13 protein-coding genes are annotated in these 15,636 nt (G+C 65.2%); 3 read left to right on the top strand and 10 right to left on the bottom strand.

What is annotated here, in order from left to right:
* Positions 1 to 20: 20 nt before the first annotated feature.
* On the top strand, positions 21 to 1,217 hold the full coding sequence (locus BFE01S_RS08515) for a CaiB/BaiF CoA transferase family protein (protein ID WP_042337345.1): 1,197 nt from the start codon (positions 21 to 23) through the stop codon (positions 1,215 to 1,217).
* Positions 1,218 to 1,219: 2 nt separating this feature from the next.
* The gene (locus BFE01S_RS08520) at positions 1,220 to 2,062 is read left to right on the top strand and encodes a citryl-CoA lyase (RefSeq protein ID WP_042337346.1); all 843 of its coding nucleotides are present in this window, start codon (positions 1,220 to 1,222) and stop codon (positions 2,060 to 2,062) included.
* Positions 2,063 to 2,094: 32 nt separating this feature from the next.
* On the opposite strand, the gene BFE01S_RS08525 is transcribed toward BFE01S_RS08520, so the two are convergent.
* The 7 genes from BFE01S_RS08525 to BFE01S_RS08555 all read right to left on the bottom strand — a co-directional run bounded on the left by BFE01S_RS08525 (position 2,095) and on the right by BFE01S_RS08555 (position 9,766).
* Complete coding sequence (locus BFE01S_RS08525) at positions 2,095 to 2,844, bottom strand: IclR family transcriptional regulator (RefSeq protein WP_028225116.1); 750 nt, start codon at positions 2,842 to 2,844, stop codon at positions 2,095 to 2,097.
* A 96-nt stretch (positions 2,845 to 2,940) separates the two neighbouring features.
* Positions 2,941 to 3,954: a LacI family DNA-binding transcriptional regulator gene (locus tag BFE01S_RS08530; RefSeq protein ID WP_028225117.1), complete on the bottom strand. Its 1,014-nt coding sequence runs from the start codon at positions 3,952 to 3,954 to the stop codon at positions 2,941 to 2,943.
* Between the two features lie 77 nt (positions 3,955 to 4,031).
* On the bottom strand, positions 4,032 to 5,135 hold the full coding sequence (locus BFE01S_RS08535; RefSeq protein WP_028225118.1) for an ABC transporter ATP-binding protein: 1,104 nt from the start codon (positions 5,133 to 5,135) through the stop codon (positions 4,032 to 4,034).
* 4 nt (positions 5,136 to 5,139) lie between these two features.
* On the bottom strand, positions 5,140 to 6,066 hold the full coding sequence (locus BFE01S_RS08540; RefSeq protein ID WP_028225119.1) for a carbohydrate ABC transporter permease: 927 nt from the start codon (positions 6,064 to 6,066) through the stop codon (positions 5,140 to 5,142).
* Positions 6,063 to 6,998, bottom strand: a complete 936-nt coding sequence (locus BFE01S_RS08545) for a carbohydrate ABC transporter permease (protein WP_028225120.1) — start codon at positions 6,996 to 6,998, stop codon at positions 6,063 to 6,065. Before BFE01S_RS08545 ends, BFE01S_RS08540 begins: the two co-directional genes overlap by 4 nt.
* An 8-nt stretch (positions 6,999 to 7,006) precedes the next feature.
* On the bottom strand, positions 7,007 to 8,248 hold the full coding sequence (locus BFE01S_RS08550; RefSeq protein ID WP_028225121.1) for an ABC transporter substrate-binding protein: 1,242 nt from the start codon (positions 8,246 to 8,248) through the stop codon (positions 7,007 to 7,009).
* A gap of 105 nt (positions 8,249 to 8,353) precedes the next feature.
* On the bottom strand, positions 8,354 to 9,766 hold the full coding sequence (locus tag BFE01S_RS08555) for a GH1 family beta-glucosidase (RefSeq protein ID WP_028225122.1): 1,413 nt from the start codon (positions 9,764 to 9,766) through the stop codon (positions 8,354 to 8,356).
* Positions 9,767 to 10,015: 249 nt separating this feature from the next.
* On the opposite strand from BFE01S_RS08555, the gene BFE01S_RS08560 reads away from it, so the two are divergent.
* Entirely contained in the window at positions 10,016 to 10,591 is a 576-nt protein-coding gene (locus BFE01S_RS08560; RefSeq protein ID WP_084169652.1) for a nucleotidyltransferase family protein, read from the top strand.
* Between the two features lie 40 nt (positions 10,592 to 10,631).
* On the opposite strand, the gene BFE01S_RS08565 is transcribed toward BFE01S_RS08560, so the two are convergent.
* The 3 genes from BFE01S_RS08565 to BFE01S_RS08575 form a co-directional block, all read right to left on the bottom strand.
* Complete coding sequence (locus BFE01S_RS08565) at positions 10,632 to 12,308, bottom strand: SulP family inorganic anion transporter (protein WP_028225124.1); 1,677 nt, start codon at positions 12,306 to 12,308, stop codon at positions 10,632 to 10,634.
* A gap of 225 nt (positions 12,309 to 12,533) precedes the next feature.
* Positions 12,534 to 14,246 carry a SpoVR family protein gene (locus tag BFE01S_RS08570; RefSeq protein ID WP_028225125.1) on the bottom strand — a complete coding sequence of 571 codons (1,713 nt, stop codon included), beginning with the start codon at positions 14,244 to 14,246 and terminating at the stop codon, positions 12,534 to 12,536.
* Positions 14,243 to 15,511, bottom strand: coding sequence for a YeaH/YhbH family protein (locus BFE01S_RS08575; RefSeq protein ID WP_028225126.1), 1,269 nt, complete (start codon positions 15,509 to 15,511; stop codon positions 14,243 to 14,245). The genes BFE01S_RS08570 and BFE01S_RS08575 overlap by 4 nt, the downstream gene beginning before the upstream one ends.
* Positions 15,512 to 15,636: the final 125 nt, after the last annotated feature.

The raw sequence follows: 15,636 nt of genomic DNA on the forward strand, positions 1-15,636 counted from the left end.
ACCGTATGGCTGGAGTCACGATGCTGCCCCTCGAAGGCGTCCGCGTGCTGGACCTTTCCAATGTGCTCGCGGGCCCGTTCTGCGCCTATCAACTCGCGCTCTTCGGCGCCGATGTCACCAAGGTCGAGCACCCCGAAGGCGGCGATCTCGCGCGGCGCCTGGGTGCCGACAAGGACGCCGCCGCCCGCAACATGGGCGCCTCCTTCGTTGCCGTGAATGCGGGCAAGCGCTCGATCACGCTGAACCTCAAGGACCCGCGCGGCAAGGCGATCCTGCTCGATCTCGCGAAAAACGCCGACGTGCTGGTCGAGAACTTCCGCCCCGGCGTGATGGACCGGCTGGGGCTCGGTTACGAGTCGCTCTGCGCGGTCAATCCGCGGATCATCTACTGCGCCATCTCGGGATTTGGTGAGGATGGCGAACTGTCCCGCCGGCCCGCCTATGACCAGATCATCCAGGGCATGGCCGGCGTGATGAGCGTGACGGGCGACACGCAAAGCGCGCCGTTGCGCGTGGGCTATCCCGTCTCCGATACGGTGGGCGGCCTGACCGCGGCGCTCGGCATCTGCGCCGCGCTCGTGGACGCGCGCACGAACGGGCGCGGCCGCAAGCTCGACGTGTCGATGCTCGAAGCGACGCTCGCCACCATGGGCTGGGTCGTGTCGAACTATCTGAATGCCGGCGTAGCGCCCACGCCCATGGGCAACGAAAATTTCACGGCCGCGCCTTCGGGCACGTTCCGCACGGGCGACGGCCTGCTCAATATCGCGGCCAACGAAACGCGGCAGTTCGAAAGCTTGTGCGAAGTGATCGGCCGCCCCGATCTGCCGAAGGACGAGCGCTATGCGGCACGCCATAGCCGCAAGCAGCACCGGGCCGCACTGAAGGCCGAAATCGAGGCCGCCCTCGCCGCCGATAGCGCCGAACACTGGGAAGCGCGCCTGCTGGAATGCGGTGTGCCGGTGGGGCGCGTGCTCTCGGTCCCGCAGGTGCTTGCGCATCCGCATCTGGCCTCGCGCCGCTTCTTGCGCACGTTCGAGGGCAGCGCCGGCGAGGCACCGCAGCGCGTGACGCGCGCGGGACTGCGCCTCTCGGATGCCGACGCGGCACCCGCTACCCCCGCCCCCACGCTCGGCGCCCATACGCGCGAAACCCTGGGCCAGCTCGGCTACAACGAAGCGCAGATCGATGCGCTTCATGAAGAGGGAGTCATCTGACCATGCCGGCCAACACCCCGAACTCCGCGGACCTCGCCGCGCTCTGCGCCGACTACTGGAGCACCTCGATCATCGACATTCATCCGGGCTCGATCAAGGTCCGCGGTTATCCGATCCAGGAGTTGATCGGCCGCGTGAGCTTCCCGCAGATGATCTGGCTGATGCTGCGCGGCGAGTTGCCGAACGAAGGACAGGCGTCGCTGCTCGAAGCCGCGCTCGTGGCCTCGGTCGATCATGGGCCGCACGCGCCTTCGATTGCGATCTCGCGCATCGCCACGAGTTGCGGATTGCCGCTCAACGGCGCGATGGCTTCGGCGCTCAACACGCTGGACGACGTGCATGGCGGCGCCGGGCAGCAGGCTGTCGAACTCTATGCGGACATTGCGGCGCGCATCGACGCGGGCGAGACGCTCGAAGCGGCTGTCGAAGCCGGCGTCGATACGTTCATCGCTCACCACGGCAAATATCTGCCCGGGTTCGGCCATCGCTTTCACCCGGTGGATCCGCGTGCGGGACGGCTCCTCGCGCTCGTTGACGAACAGGTGGCCGCCAGTGTGATCGCAGGGCGCTACGCGCGCATCGCACGCGGCGTGGAGGTGCTCCTCAAGCAGCGCAAGGACAAGCCGGTGCCGATGAACATCGACGGCGTGACGGCCGTGATCTACGCGGAACTGGGCTTCGCGCCGGAGCTTGCGCGCGGCGTCTTCTGCCTCTCGCGCGCCGTGGGCATCCTGGCGCATGCGTGGGAGCAGCGTGGCCGCCACGAGCGCAACAAGGGGCCGATGCCGCGGCAGATTCCCTACGCCTATACCGGCGCGCCCGAGCGGCATCTGCAGCGCGACTGACGCGCCCTCTTCACTCCCCGCCTGGGCCCTCCTCAGCCTCGCGCCGCGTGCTGCCGCTTCGCTTCGCGCAGCGCGCGCGAGTCGCCCCCTAGTGCATCGGTGGCGCGCGCGGCGCAGTCGAACAAGGTGTTCAGATGCTGTTCGACGAATGCCTGGTCGATGCGCGAACTCGGGCCCGCGAGCGTCAGCACGCCGCACAGCGTGTCGCGCACGCCGAACACCGGCATCGAAACGCCCGCGGTCTCGCGGTCGCGCTCGCCTATCGACATGCAGTAGTAGTCGCGCCGGGTCCGCTCGAAAGCCTCGCCGGGCTCCCCGCCGAAGGCCAGCAGCGCACGGCCGCCCGACCCGGTTTCCAGCGGCAGCACGTCGCCCTCGCGCACGTGATGGCGCACCACGTGGCTCGAATCGACGCGATGCAGGCACACGCGCACCGCATTGTCGCGCACGTAGAAGGACACGCTTTCGCCGCTGGCCTGCACGAGCTCGCGCATGATGGGCAGGAGAATGTCGCCCAGATTGAGGCTGCGCTGGTAGAGCGCGCCGAGCATGAAGGTCGCGGGGCCGAGTTGATAGCGGCCGTCGTCGAGGCGCAGCAGCAGCCGGTGCTGGATCAAGGCGCCTGCGAGCCGCAGGAGCGTGCTCTTGTAGAGGCCCGTGCGCGCCGCAAGCTCGGCGAGCGTGAGTGCGCCGTCTTCGGGGCGAAAGGCGAACAGGATCGCGCACGCGCGGTCGATGACAGCGACGCCTTCTTCTTTACGGACCGGATTTTCCGCGGACATGTCGAACATTCAGGTGCAGGAGATCAAGCCTGAATTTTACGCGATGTCCTGCGCGGGCCACAGCTCAAATCGTGCCGCGTGCCGCACTGGAGGCGTTTAGTCCGCCCCCACCCGTGCCACCGACGCGCGCATCGTGACGCTCACCGGAAAGACCCGTTCGATCGGCCAATCGGTGCCGTAGCATTGGTTGATGAGCCAGCGCACCGCGTTGCGCGTGAGCTCGGCCGTGGGAATATGGACCGAGGTGAGCGCGGGCGCCATGTAGGCAGCCGAATAGTCGTCGTCGTAGCCGATCACCGAAACGTCGCGCGGCACCGCCATACCGGCCCGCTGCAGCCGCGCGAGCGCGCTCATGGCCATCGTGTCGTTCGCACAGAAGAGGCCCGTAAAGCGCCGTTTCGTGTCGAGCAGCGTTTGCGCGGCCACATAGCCGCCCTCGGGCGAGAAGTCCGATTCGATGTGCGTTACCGTGTTTCGCGCGATGCCGTGGCGCGCGAGCTCGGCAAAGAAACCTTCCAGACGTGCCACGTTGTCCGAAGACGAAGCCGGGCCGCCTATCACGGCGATCTCGCGATGCCCGTGTTCGACGAGCGTGCGCGCGGCCAGTGCGCCGCCCTTCACGTGATCGGCGCAAAACGAGGCTTCGGGCAACTGGCCGAACGCACGATTCAGGAACGCCATGCGCGGATGCAGGCCATGCAGCATCGCGAGGTCTTCGTCGCGCAGATCGTGGCTGATTACGACCACGCCGTCGCAATCGCGGCCTATCAGGAAGCGCACGGCCTCGATCGCCTGCTCGCGCGGCGAAGCCTCGCCGCAGCCCGTCGCCACCACCACGTGACGGCGCACGGCTCGCAGTTCCGTGTCGGTTTCCTTGAGTATCGTGCCGTAGTACGAACCAAAAAAAGTCGGCACGAAAATGCCGATGATGCCGAGCGACTGCGTGGCCATCGCGCGGCCGATCGACGATGGCCTGAAGCCCAGTTGCTCGATTGCGGCCTGCACGCGCGCCGCCGCCTCGGCCGATACCGGGCCCTTGCCCGAGATGGCTCGCGAGGCGGTGGAAAGACCCACGCCGGCCAGTGCTGCCACGTCTTTCAGGGTCGCCAAGTTGTGTCCCTCTCCGTTTGCACCAGTCGCCCTGGTTCGCGCTTTATGCCTGCGCGTGGTCAATGGCTTCGGCACGCCTAAAGCCGCGTGCCGGTCTCCTCGTCGAAGAGCGAGACGTGCGCGTTCGCGAAGCTGAACGGCACGGGAGCGCCGCTCACGAGCGGCGTCTTGTCCTGATCGATCGATGCGATCTGCGTGCCATGATAATCGAGCCATAAAACACGGTGATTGCCCATCGGTTCGATCAGCGTGAGACGCGCCTGCCCGGCCGCGTCGCCATCGCGCGCGGCGCCGCTGTGCGCCGCGCGCACGTCCTCGGGCCGCACGCCCAGCACGCAGGGCCGCGCCAGATCGGGTGCGCCGCGCAACGCATACTGCGTCACGTCCACGGCGAGATGCGGCGTGCGGAACCACAGCTTGCCCTCGTCGGCTTCAAGCGCGCCGCGCAACAGGTTCATCGGCGGCGTGCCGAGGAAGGTGGCAACGAACAGATTGTCGGGCCGCGCATAGACTTCGGCAGGCGTGCCGAACTGCTGGATCGCACCGCCCTTCATGACCGCCATGCGCGTGGCGAGGGTCATGGCCTCCACCTGGTCGTGCGTCACGTAGATCATCGTCGCGCCCAGGCGTTGATGCAGTTGCTTGAGCTCGCGGCGCAGCTCCGTGCGCAGCTTGGCGTCGAGATTCGAGAGCGGTTCGTCGAAGAGGAACACATCTGCCTCGCGCACCAGCGCCCGCCCGATCGCCACGCGCTGGCGCTGGCCGCCGGAAAGCTGGGCCGGCTTGCGCGAAAGCAGCGGACCGAGTTGCAGCATGTCGGCCGCGCGCTTCACGCGGCGCTCGATCTCCGCTTTCGGCGTGCCGTTGATACGCAGTGCGAAGGACAGATTGCGCTCGACGTTCATGGTCGGATAGAGCGCATAGGACTGGAACACGAGCGCCACGCCGCGGTCCTTGGGGTCGGCCCATGTCATGTCTTCGCCGCCGATCTCGATGCTGCCGTCGGCCACGTCGATCAGTCCCGCAATGCTGTGCAGGAGGGTCGATTTCCCGCAGCCCGAAGGGCCGAGCAGCACCACGAATTCCCCGGCGCGCACGTCGAGATCGAGGTCGTCGATCACGGTATTGGCGCCCAGGTCGATGCGCAGGTTGCGCACCGCCACATTCGCAAGATTCGACATAGCTCTATCCCTTGACCGCGCCGGACGCGATGCCGCGCACGAACCAGCGTCCCGAAACGAAGTAGATCGCGAGCGGCACGAGCGACGTGAGGAGGGTAGCCGCCATGTTCACGTTGTAGAGGCGCTCACCCGTGGTCGTGTTGATGATGTTGTTCAGTTGCACCGTCATCGGCAGGTTCTTCGCACCGGCGAATACGAGGCCGAGTATGAAGTCGTTCCAGATACCCGTGACCTGCATGATGATCGCGACGACGACAATGGGCACCGACATCGGCAGCATCAACTGAAGGAAGATGCGCCAGAAACCGCCTCCGTCGATGCGGGCCGCCTTGAAGAGTTCCTGCGGCAGCGAGGCGTAGTAGTTGCGAAACAGCAGCGTCATGACAGGCATGCCGAAAATCGTGTGGATCACGACGATGCCGGGCAGCGAGCTGAACAGATGCACGAAGGCCAGCACGCGCACGAGCGGATAGACCATCACCTGCACCGGAATGAACGCGCCCGCAAGCAGGATGGCGAACAGCGGCCCTGCCCCGCGCGGCCGCCAGAACGACAGGGCGTAGCCGTTCACGGCGCCCACGGCAATCGAGAAGAACGTGCTGGGCACGACAATGCGCACGGAATTCCAGAAGCCCACGCGGATGCCGTTGCAGTCCAGCCCCGTGCAAGCCGAAGCCCAGGCGTCGCGCCACGGCGCCAGCGTGAAATGCACGGGGAGCGCGAGCAGGTTGCCAAGGCGAATCTCGGCCATCGGCTTCACCGAAGTCACGAGCATCACGTAGAGCGGCAAGAGGAAGAACAGCGCCGCCGTGAACAGAAACGCGTACACGCCGAGCCGCGCAGGCGTGAAGCGCGAGCGCCGCTTCGGGCGTGGCCCGGGGCGGCGCCGCGCGGGCGGCGCTGCGTCCAGCGTATCGGTGGGCGTGCTCATCGGCGGGCCTCCTTCATGGCGGCACGGCTGCGCGCATAGAAGAACGGCGCGAGGATCGCGAGCACCGTGGCCAGCAGCACGATCGATGCCGCGGAAGCAAGCCCGATATTGGCGCGGTTGAAGAGGTAGTCCATGATGAACTTCGCGGGCACTTCGCTCGCCGTGCCGGGACCGCCCTGCGTCATCGCGACCACGGCGTCGTAGAGCTTCACCACCATCACGAAAAGCAGCACGACCGCGGTGGATAGCGACGTTTTCAGCATCGGCACCACGATGCTCGAGTAGACGCGCCAGCGCGGAATGCCGTCGAGGCGCGCCGCCTTCCAGATTTCGTCGTCGATGCCGCGCAGCCCCGCGAGCATCAGCGCCATCACGAGGCCCGACGCCTGCCATACCGTTGCGATCACAAGCGTATAGATCGCGAAGCGTTGGGTGACGATCCAGTCGAAGCGCGCGTTCGCAAAGCCCAGATGCCGCAGCACGGCCTGCACGCCCAGTTCGGGGTTGAGGATCCATTGCCACACGAGCCCGGTGGCCACGAACGACATCGCATACGGATACAGGAACACCGTGCGCAGCGCCCCTTCGGCCGCAACGCGCTGGTCGATGAAGATCGCGAGCAGAAGCCCGATCACGAGGCAGGCGACGATAAAGCACACGCCATAGATCACGAGATTTTGCAGCGAGACGATCCAGCGGTCGTTCTCGAAGAGACGCACGTATTGCGTCACGCCCGCGTAGGTATTGGTGGGCAGCGAGCGCGAAAAGCTCATCGAAACGCGCGCCGTCCAGAGTATCGTGCCGAGGTACGCGAACACGACCGTTGCGGCCATCGGCAGGAGCGCAATCCACGCGGCGAGCGAAAGGCGGCGGCGCCCGGGCGAAAGCGGCTTCGCCTGACGCCGCGCGGAGTGCAGCTTGAGGGCGTACATGGGCCCGCCTAGCTCTTGATTGCCGTGGCAAAGGCCTTCTGCGCGTCTTCGGCCGACTGGTTCTTGTTCCAGAAGTTCGTGATGACGTCCTGCAGCGCGCCCTGCACGTCAGGCGAAATCAGCATTTCCGGGTTGGGCAGCTGCCGCGACTTGTCTTTCATGATCGTCATGCCCTCCTTCGCGCAGATATCGAAGCCCGCGGGATCGACGTCCGGGCGAATCGGAATGGCACCCTTGCGCTGGTTGAAGGCCGCCTGCGCGGGCGGCGAGGTCATCACCGTCGCCAGCAACTGCTGTGCCTTGATCTGCTCCGGATTGTCGGTCTTCGGGAACACGAACACATCGCCCGCCACCATATAGGGCGACTTCGGACCGAAGCCCGGGAAGCAGCCGAAGTCCTTGCCCGCCACCTGCTTCGCCGCCGAGAACTCGCCCTTCGCCCAGTCGCCCATGATCTGCATGCCGGCCTTGCCCGTAATCACGAGTGCCGTCGCGTCGTTCCAGTTGCGCCCGGGCGAGCCGGGATCGACGTAGTTGTGCAGGCGCTTGAACGTGACCAGCACGTTGCGGAAGGCCGGCGAATTGACCGCGTTGACGTCGCGGTCGCGATAGACCTTCATGTACAGGTCGCGGTCCATGTCGGCGAAGACCGCGTCGAAGGTGATCTTCTCCTGCCACGGCTGGCCGCCCAGCGCGAGCGGAATCAGGCCGGCCGCCTTGAGTTTGTCGAGGTCGGCGAAGAGTTCGTCGAAGGTCTGCGGCTCACCCTTGATCCCGGCCTTCGCGAAAGCCGGCTTCGAGTAGAAGAACCAGTCCTGCATGTGAATATCGACGGGGGCCGCGTAGAAGTGCCCGTTGACCTTGATGGCCGTGAGAATCGACTCGGGGAAAATGCCGTTCCAGTTTTCCTTCGCCGCAACCGTATCGACATTATTCAGGAGGCCCTGGTCGATGAGGTCGTGAAACTGCTTCGAGGTATTGAACTGCGCGGCGGTGGGCGGATCGCCGCCCACGATGCGGTTGATCGCCGTGGAGCGCGCCTGGTCGGCACCCGCAATGGCATTGTCGACCCACTGGCCGCCCGCCTGGTCGTAGGCGAGCGCGAACTGCTTGATGGCGGCCGATTCGCCGCCCGAGGTCCACCAGTGAATCACGTTGGCCTTCAAGGGGGCATCGGCGTGGGCCGCCATTGCGCCGGCCAGCGTCAGCGCGGCGACGACACCGCGCAGGACAGGTACGTTCTGCTTCATTGCGTCTCCTCCGGTCATTCCGGGTTGTTCTGCATGAACCAACACTACGTTGCCGCTGCGAGGCGCGTTGCACGCCTCGGCACAGGCGGGTGCGGCGCGCGGGTGTCAGGCCGCGCCGCGCTCGCGCCGGCTCGCGATGAAACGCGCGAGCCGTTCGGCGCTGCGCTTGGGCGTGCGCCGCTGCGTGTCGTAATCGACATGCACGACGCCGAAGCGCCGCTCATAGCCAAACGCCCATTCGAAATTGTCGAGCAGCGACCAGACGAAATAGCCGCGCACGTCCACGCCCGCCTTGATCGCCGCGTCCACGGCGGCGAGATGGCGCTTCAGAAACGCGATGCGCTGGCGGTCGTCCACCTCGCCGTCGATCACGCGGTCATTCGACGCCATGCCGTTTTCGGTGATGTAGAGGGGCGGCAGGTCCGGGTACTCGCGATGAAAGCCAATGAGCAGATCGCGCAGGCCGTCGGGATACACCTCCCAGCCCATCTGCGTACGCTCCACGCCCTCCAGCGGCACCTCGACGAAACCGTGCCCGCCGTCGCTCTTCACATTGGTACGAAAATAGTAGTTGATGCCGAGGAAATCGAGCGGCGCGGCAATCGTGCGCAGATCGCCCTCCAGCACGAGCGGCTCGGTGCCCGGCCAAAGCTCGAACAGGTCCTGCGGATACTCGCCCTTGAGAAGCGGATCGAGAATCCAGGCGTTGTGCTGCACCTCGAACAGATGCGCGGCGCGCACGTCGGCAGCCGACGACGAATCCGGCGTGCCGCGGCCCACGTTCGCGACGATGCCCTTGGCCGAGCCCGGATCGTTCGCGCGCAGCACGGGAATCGCCAGACCGTGTGCGAGCAGCAGATGGTGCATCGCCTGGGTGGCGTAGCGTCCGTTGGCGAGCCCCGGCGCGTGATGGCCGTTGCCATAGCCGAGATAGGCGGAACACCACGGTTCGTTGAGCGTCATCCAGCCATCGACGAGACCGTGAAGCTCGCGGCTCATGAGGTCGGCGTAGTCGGCGAAGCGATAGGCCGTGTCGCGGTTGAGCCAGCCGCCGCGGTCTTCCAGGTGCTGCGGCAGGTCCCAGTGATAGAGCGTGGCGAAGGTGCGGATGCCCTTCTCTTTGAGGCGCTCCAGCAGATTGCGGTAGAACGCGATGCCCTTGGCGTTCGGGCGCCCCGCGGCGTCCATCACGCGCGGCCATGCAATCGAAAAGCGATAGGCCTCGAAATTCAGGCTCGCCAGCAAGTCGAGATCGCTCGCCCAGCGGTGGTAGTGGTCGCAGGCTACGGCGCCCGTGTCGCCCGCGAGCACTTTGCCCGGCGTTGCGCTGAAGGTGTCCCAGATCGATGCGAGCCGTCCGTCTTCGTGAACGGCGCCTTCGATCTGGTAAGAGGCGGTGGCCGCGCCGAGCAGAAAGTCGCGGCGCCAGAGCGATGAGTCCTGGGGCGGCGTGAACGGGTCGTCGTCGAGCGTGGCTTGGGCGGCGGAGTGCGGCGAGGCTGCGGTGTCGTAAGTCACGGGAGCTCCTGCGCGAATGAGGTATCCGGGGCACATGCGGGGTGCCGGACCCGGATGAGTGGAAGCGCTTCCACTGGCTTCTGGCGCACGATAGCAGTCGCGAAATCGGCTGGACAATCAGGGTTTGTCTGGGGGTATCGAGTGAAAGGCGATTGAATGGAGCGGGTGAACGGAGCGCGCCTGCTATAGTCCTTGCTCCCTCGCGTTTATCCCCCTGCCTGCGACCTGCAACCTGCAACCTGCGACCGAATGAACCACACGCTGGAGTTGGAGCACGATCTCGTGCGGATCGTACAAAGGAATCGATGGAATACGCGGATTCTGGAGCGCGCGCCGGCGCTTGGCTGCGAAGACTGGTGGCTGACCGCAGGTTGCGTCGCGCAGTCGGTATGGAACCAGGCTTGCGGGCGGGATGTTCACGCAGGCATTCAGGACTACGATTTGTTTTACTACGACCCGGATACCTCCTGGGAAGCGGAAGATGCCGTGATCGTCAAAGCGAAAAGCCTGTTTGCCGATCTTCCTGTCGAGGTTCAGGTTCGCAACCAGGCCCGCGTTCCTCTCTGGTACGAGGAGAAGTTTGGCATTCCATTCGGCGCCGTGACCTGCGCTACGGATGGAATCGAGCGGTTTCCGTGTGCAACGGTTGCCGTCGGCGTGCGGCGTCGAGGTGACGGTTTTGAGGTCTATGCGCCGTTCGGCTTGCAGGATCTCTTTGACGGGCATCTGAGACCCAACAGGCGACTACCCATACCGCACGTGTACCTGGAGAAAACCGCCCGCTGGCAACGCGAGTGGCCGCACCTCGTGCGGGAACCCTGGTAGGGGCAAGGCAGGATGCCCGCCGGCATTGCCCCTTACTTGTTCAGTTCTCCGCATGAATATTGAGGTCCGGCCGCGCGGCGGCCAGCGCCTCGTGCAGGGTCTGGTAGATATTCCCTGCCCCCACCACGGGCGTAATCCCGTGCCGGTCCATATCGGCACGCAGATAGCGGTTCACGCGCCCGAACACCACCTTGATCCCCCGGTGCTCCAGTTCCTCGCACAGGTCGTTCACCGAACGCCCTGCCGAATAGTCGAGGTCGGTAATCGCCGTCGCATCCACGACGAGGCAACGCACCGTCGCAGGCGCACTATCCACCAGCAGTTTCACCTCATCCACGAACAGGTGATCGTTCGCATAGAAAAGATCGGCGCCGAAGCGATAGACGATCAAACCCGGCGCCGTCTGCATGCCCGGCTGCGAAGTCTCCGGCAGCCAGCGGCCCTGCTCGTTGGGCACGAGCACCATGGTATGCGGCCGGTAGCTGTGGCGCACGTGACGCAGCAGCGATAGCCCGATCGCGATCAGGATGCCGTTCTCCACGCCGATCACCACGACCGCAATGGCCGTCGTCACGGCCAGCCGGAATTCGCCGCGGCTTTCCTTGCGGATGTCGATCAACTGCCCGATGTGCACGAGCCCCACCGCAATCGTGAAGACGATGGCGGCCAGCACGCAGTGCGGCAGATACTGCAGCCAGCGGCTCGCGAACAGCAGCACGAGCAGCACGACGCCCGCGAACACGAGTTGCGCGAACTGGCTGCGCGCGCCTGCCGAATCGCCCATTGCCGTCTGCGTGGGGCTGCCGTTCACGACGAACGCGCCGCTCAGGCCCGCGGCCACATTGGCCGCGGCGAGGCCCAGCAGGTTCGCGTCGTCGTCGGTGCGCTCGTGGTATTGCTGCGCGAACGCGCGGCTCGTGGCGGCGCTCTGGGCCACGATGATGACGAAGCACGACGCCGCCACCTGAAGCAGGTCCATCACCTGGAACCAGCCGACGGCGGGGAAACTGAACGGCGGCAAACCGCCTGCCACCGGCCCCATGATCGATATGCCGTGCGCGGCGAAATTCAGCGAGGCGCTGAACGCGATGCCCGCGACCACGGTAACGAGCGGCACGGGCCAGCGCGGCCGGTAGTGCTTGAAGACGAGAATGAGCGCAACCACCGCCGCGGCGATGGCAAACGTGGGCCAGTGAAGGTGCGGCAACTGCTTCACGATCTGGCCCAACTGCACGACGGTCCTGCGCGAGGACACCGTCAAGCCCAGCATGTCGCCGAGCATCGCGATGCCCACCTGCACGCCCACGCCCGTGAGAAAACCCACCAGCACCGTGCGCGAGAGGAAGTCCGCGAGAAAGCCCAGACGGAAGACCCGGGCGATCAGCAGCATCAATGCGGTCAGGAGCGCGGTCATGCCCGCGAGTGCCACGTATTCCGCGCTGCCCGGCGCGGCCATCGTCGAAAGACGGCTGGCGAAGATCGTGGCCGTAGCCGAATCGGCGGCCACGACGAGATGCCGCGAAGCACCGAAGCATGCGAACGCAACCAGTGGCAGAAAGCCGGCATAGAGACCGGTGACGGCAGGCATGCCCGCAATGCGCGCATAGCCCAGCAGTTGCGGAACGTTCATCGAGGCGAGCATCACGCCCGCCAGTGAATCGCGCAGCGCCGACGCCCGCGTGAGCGGACGCACCCCCTTGAACGGTTCAAATGCCATTGCGCCTTCCTTTCAATGCCTGCATCCGCCGGTGCTCCCATGCTCGTTTCGATAAGCGCGTATGGTAGCGCGCCCGCGCACGCCGCCGCCCAAATATCTGCGTCCTGTCGTTGCGTCCAGTCACGGCGCCTGGTCACCGCACCTGGTCACTGCGCGCGCAATGAAAAAGGCCAGCCCGCAGGCTGGCCCCGAAACCGCTGGAATGCGGCTGAAATGCGTGCCCGGCTACACTCTCACCGGCGGCGGCATATAACGGCACTCGTAGCGCTTGCGCACGGTGCCGTTCTCGTCGACGCTTTCCAGATACACGTCGAACTGCCACAGCCGCGCCATGTGGCGCAGCACTTCGTCCGTGTCGCCCGAGAGATGCCGGTTGTCGCTCATGAAGTGCCGCAGCGTGAGGCTGCGGTCGCCGCGCGTGTTGACCGACCACACCTGGATGTTCGGCTCGCGATGGTGCATGTCGTACTGCCGCGAAAGCGCCTGACGCACATACTGATAACCGCTCTCGTCGTGGATCGCCGAGACTTCCAGCGCGTCGCGCATGTCGTCGTCGAGCACCGAAAAGAGCCGCATTTCGCGGATCAGATGGGGCGAGAGATACTGCGCCACGAAACTCTCGTCCTTGAAGTTGCGCATGGCATAGTGCAGCGCCTTCAGCCACGGGCTGCCCGCGAGTTCCGGGAACCACTTGCGGTCTTCGTCGGTGGGGTTCTCGCAGATGCGGCGAATGTCGCTCATCATCGAAAAGCCCAGCGCATACGGGTTGATGCCGCTGTAGTAATGCTTCGTCACCGGCGGCTGATACACCACGTTGCTGTGCGAGTGCAGGAACTCCATCATGAAGCCGTCTTCCAGCTTGCCCTGCGCATAGAGCGTATTGAGCAGCGTGTAATGCCAGAAGGTGGCCCAGCCCTCGTTCATCACCTGGGTCTGCCGCTGCGGATAGAAGTACTGACCGATCTTGCGCACGATGCGGATGACTTCGCGCTCCCACGGCTGCAGCAGCGGCGCGTTCTTCTCGGCGAAGTACAGCAGGTTTTCCTGCGGCTCGGGCGGGAAGCGCTCTTCCACTTCCTCGGCGAGCGGCTGCTGCCGCGCGGGCAGCGTGCGCCACAGTTCGTTCACCTGCGACTGCAGATAGGCCTCGCGTTCGCGGCGCAGCGCAGCCTCGCGCTCCAGCGAAAGCTTCTGCGGCCGCTTGTAGCGGTCCACGCCGTAGTTCATCAGCGCGTGGCACGAGTCGAGCAGTTCCTCCACGCGGTCGAGCCCGTAACGCTCCTCGCACTCGGCGATGTAGTTCTTCGCATAGACGAGGTAGTCGATGATCGCGTGGGCGTCCGTCCAGAGGCGGAACAGGTAGTTGCCCTTGAAGAACGAATTGTGCCCGTAGGCCGCGTGCGCGATGACGAGCGCCTGCATCGTCATCGTGTTCTCTTCCATGAGGTACGCGATGCAGGGGTTCGAGTTGATGACGATCTCGTACGCGAGCCCCATCTGGCCCCGGCGATAGCTCTTCTCCGTCGAGAGGAAGTGCTTGCCGAACGACCAGTGGCGATAGTTCACCGGCATGCCCACGGAAGCGTAGGCGTCCATCATCTGCTCGGCGCTGATCAGCTCGAGCTGGATCGGATAGACGTCCAGTTCATATTGCTCTGCAACATGGGAAATGTGTGTGTCGTACTCCTCGATCAGCTCGAAGGTCCAGTCGGATGGGCACGGCAGCGGTCGTCTGTCGGCTACGTTCATATGAGCTTCCCAAGGCTTGCGAAGCCCGGGCTCTGTCTCCCGGCCGGGCTCGGCAATAGGACCCCGTTCTCCGGCGGCGGGCTGGACGGCGTCCTCCTTCACGCCGTGGTGCCCTTTTTCGCGACCGCCGGTCTTGCGGCGCTCCGGCTGGTAGCCGCGCGCCTCGTTGTGCAGGTGGCGTGTCGTCATGATCGTTCCACCTGCTTTTCGAAAAGCTCCCGGAAAACCGGGTAGATGTCCGCCGCAGTGTCGACCTTCTTCATCGCCAGATGCGGTTCGGTGAGCGCCAGTTGCGCATATTCGAGCCAGAGGTTTTGCTCCTCCGGCGTCACCTGGATATACGCAAAATAGCGCACCTTCGTCAGTATGTCATCCGCGAGAATCTTGCGGCACTTCGGCGAGTCGTCGGTCCAGTTGTCGCCGTCCGAGGCCTGGGCGCCGTAAATATTCCAGTCGGTGGGCGAATAACGGTCCTCGATCACCTGTTTCATCAGTTCCAGCGCGCTGGAAACCACCGTGCCGCCGCTCTCCGTGGAATGGAAGAAGGTGTCTTCGTCGACTTCCTCGGCGCGCGTGTGATGGCGGATGAACACCACCTCGATACGCTCGTAATTGCGCTTCAGGAACAGGTAAAGCAGGATGAAGAAGCGCTTGGAAAGGTCTTTGCGCTGCTCGTCCATCGAACCGGAAACGTCCATCAGGCAGAACATCACGGCCTGGCTCGACGGCTGCGGCTGCTTCACGCGGTTCACGTAGCGCAGGTCGAACGGGTCGATGAAGGGAATGCGCCAGATGCGGCCTTTCAGATGATGGATCTGCTCCTCGAGCAGCGCGATCTCGTCGCGCCGGTCGGCGGTGTCGGCCTTGAGCACCTCCAGTTGCTCTTCGAGATCGCGCAGCTCGTTGACGAGCGGCGCGCCCAGCGCAATGCGGCGCCCGAGCGCGCTGCGCAGCGAGCGCACGACGTCGATATTGTTGGGCGTGCCCTCCGCGGCCCAGCCCGCGCGGATGCTCTTCCACGTCGGCACGGCCATCAGATGGGTCTTCACGAGACGGGGCAGTTCGAGGTCGTCGAAGAAGTACTGCATGAACTCTTCGCGGGAGAGCTCGAACACGAAGTCGTCCTGACCTTCGCCCTCGTTGCTCGCCTGGCTGCCGCCCCCGCCTCCGCCGCCTTGCGGGCGCGGAATGCGGTCGCCGCGGATGTAGTCCTCGTTGCCGGGGTGGACCATCTCGCGCCGGCCGCCGGCGCCGTGGCGAAACGACGGCTCGGCAATGTCCTTGCGCGGAATGGTGATGCTCTGGTTGTTCTGTATGTCCTTGATGCTGCGGTCACGCACCGCCTCCGAGACGGCGTGACGAATATAGTTCTTTACGCGGCGCAGGAACCGCTCGCGATTTGCAATGCTCTTGTTCTTGCCGGCCAGCCTGCGGTCGATGATTTGATGAAGCACATCCAGTCTCCCGCTCCAGTTTCGAATGGGCGAGGCGCCGCGCGACTACACTGTGGCGCCGGCCGTCTTCTTCGCGCTTACGGCCATGCGGTTCGCGCCCCGCCGGAAGTCCTCCCGCGCCGCCG

The organism is Paraburkholderia ferrariae NBRC 106233 (assembly GCF_000685035.1).
GTDB lineage: Bacteria > Pseudomonadota > Gammaproteobacteria > Burkholderiales > Burkholderiaceae > Paraburkholderia > Paraburkholderia ferrariae.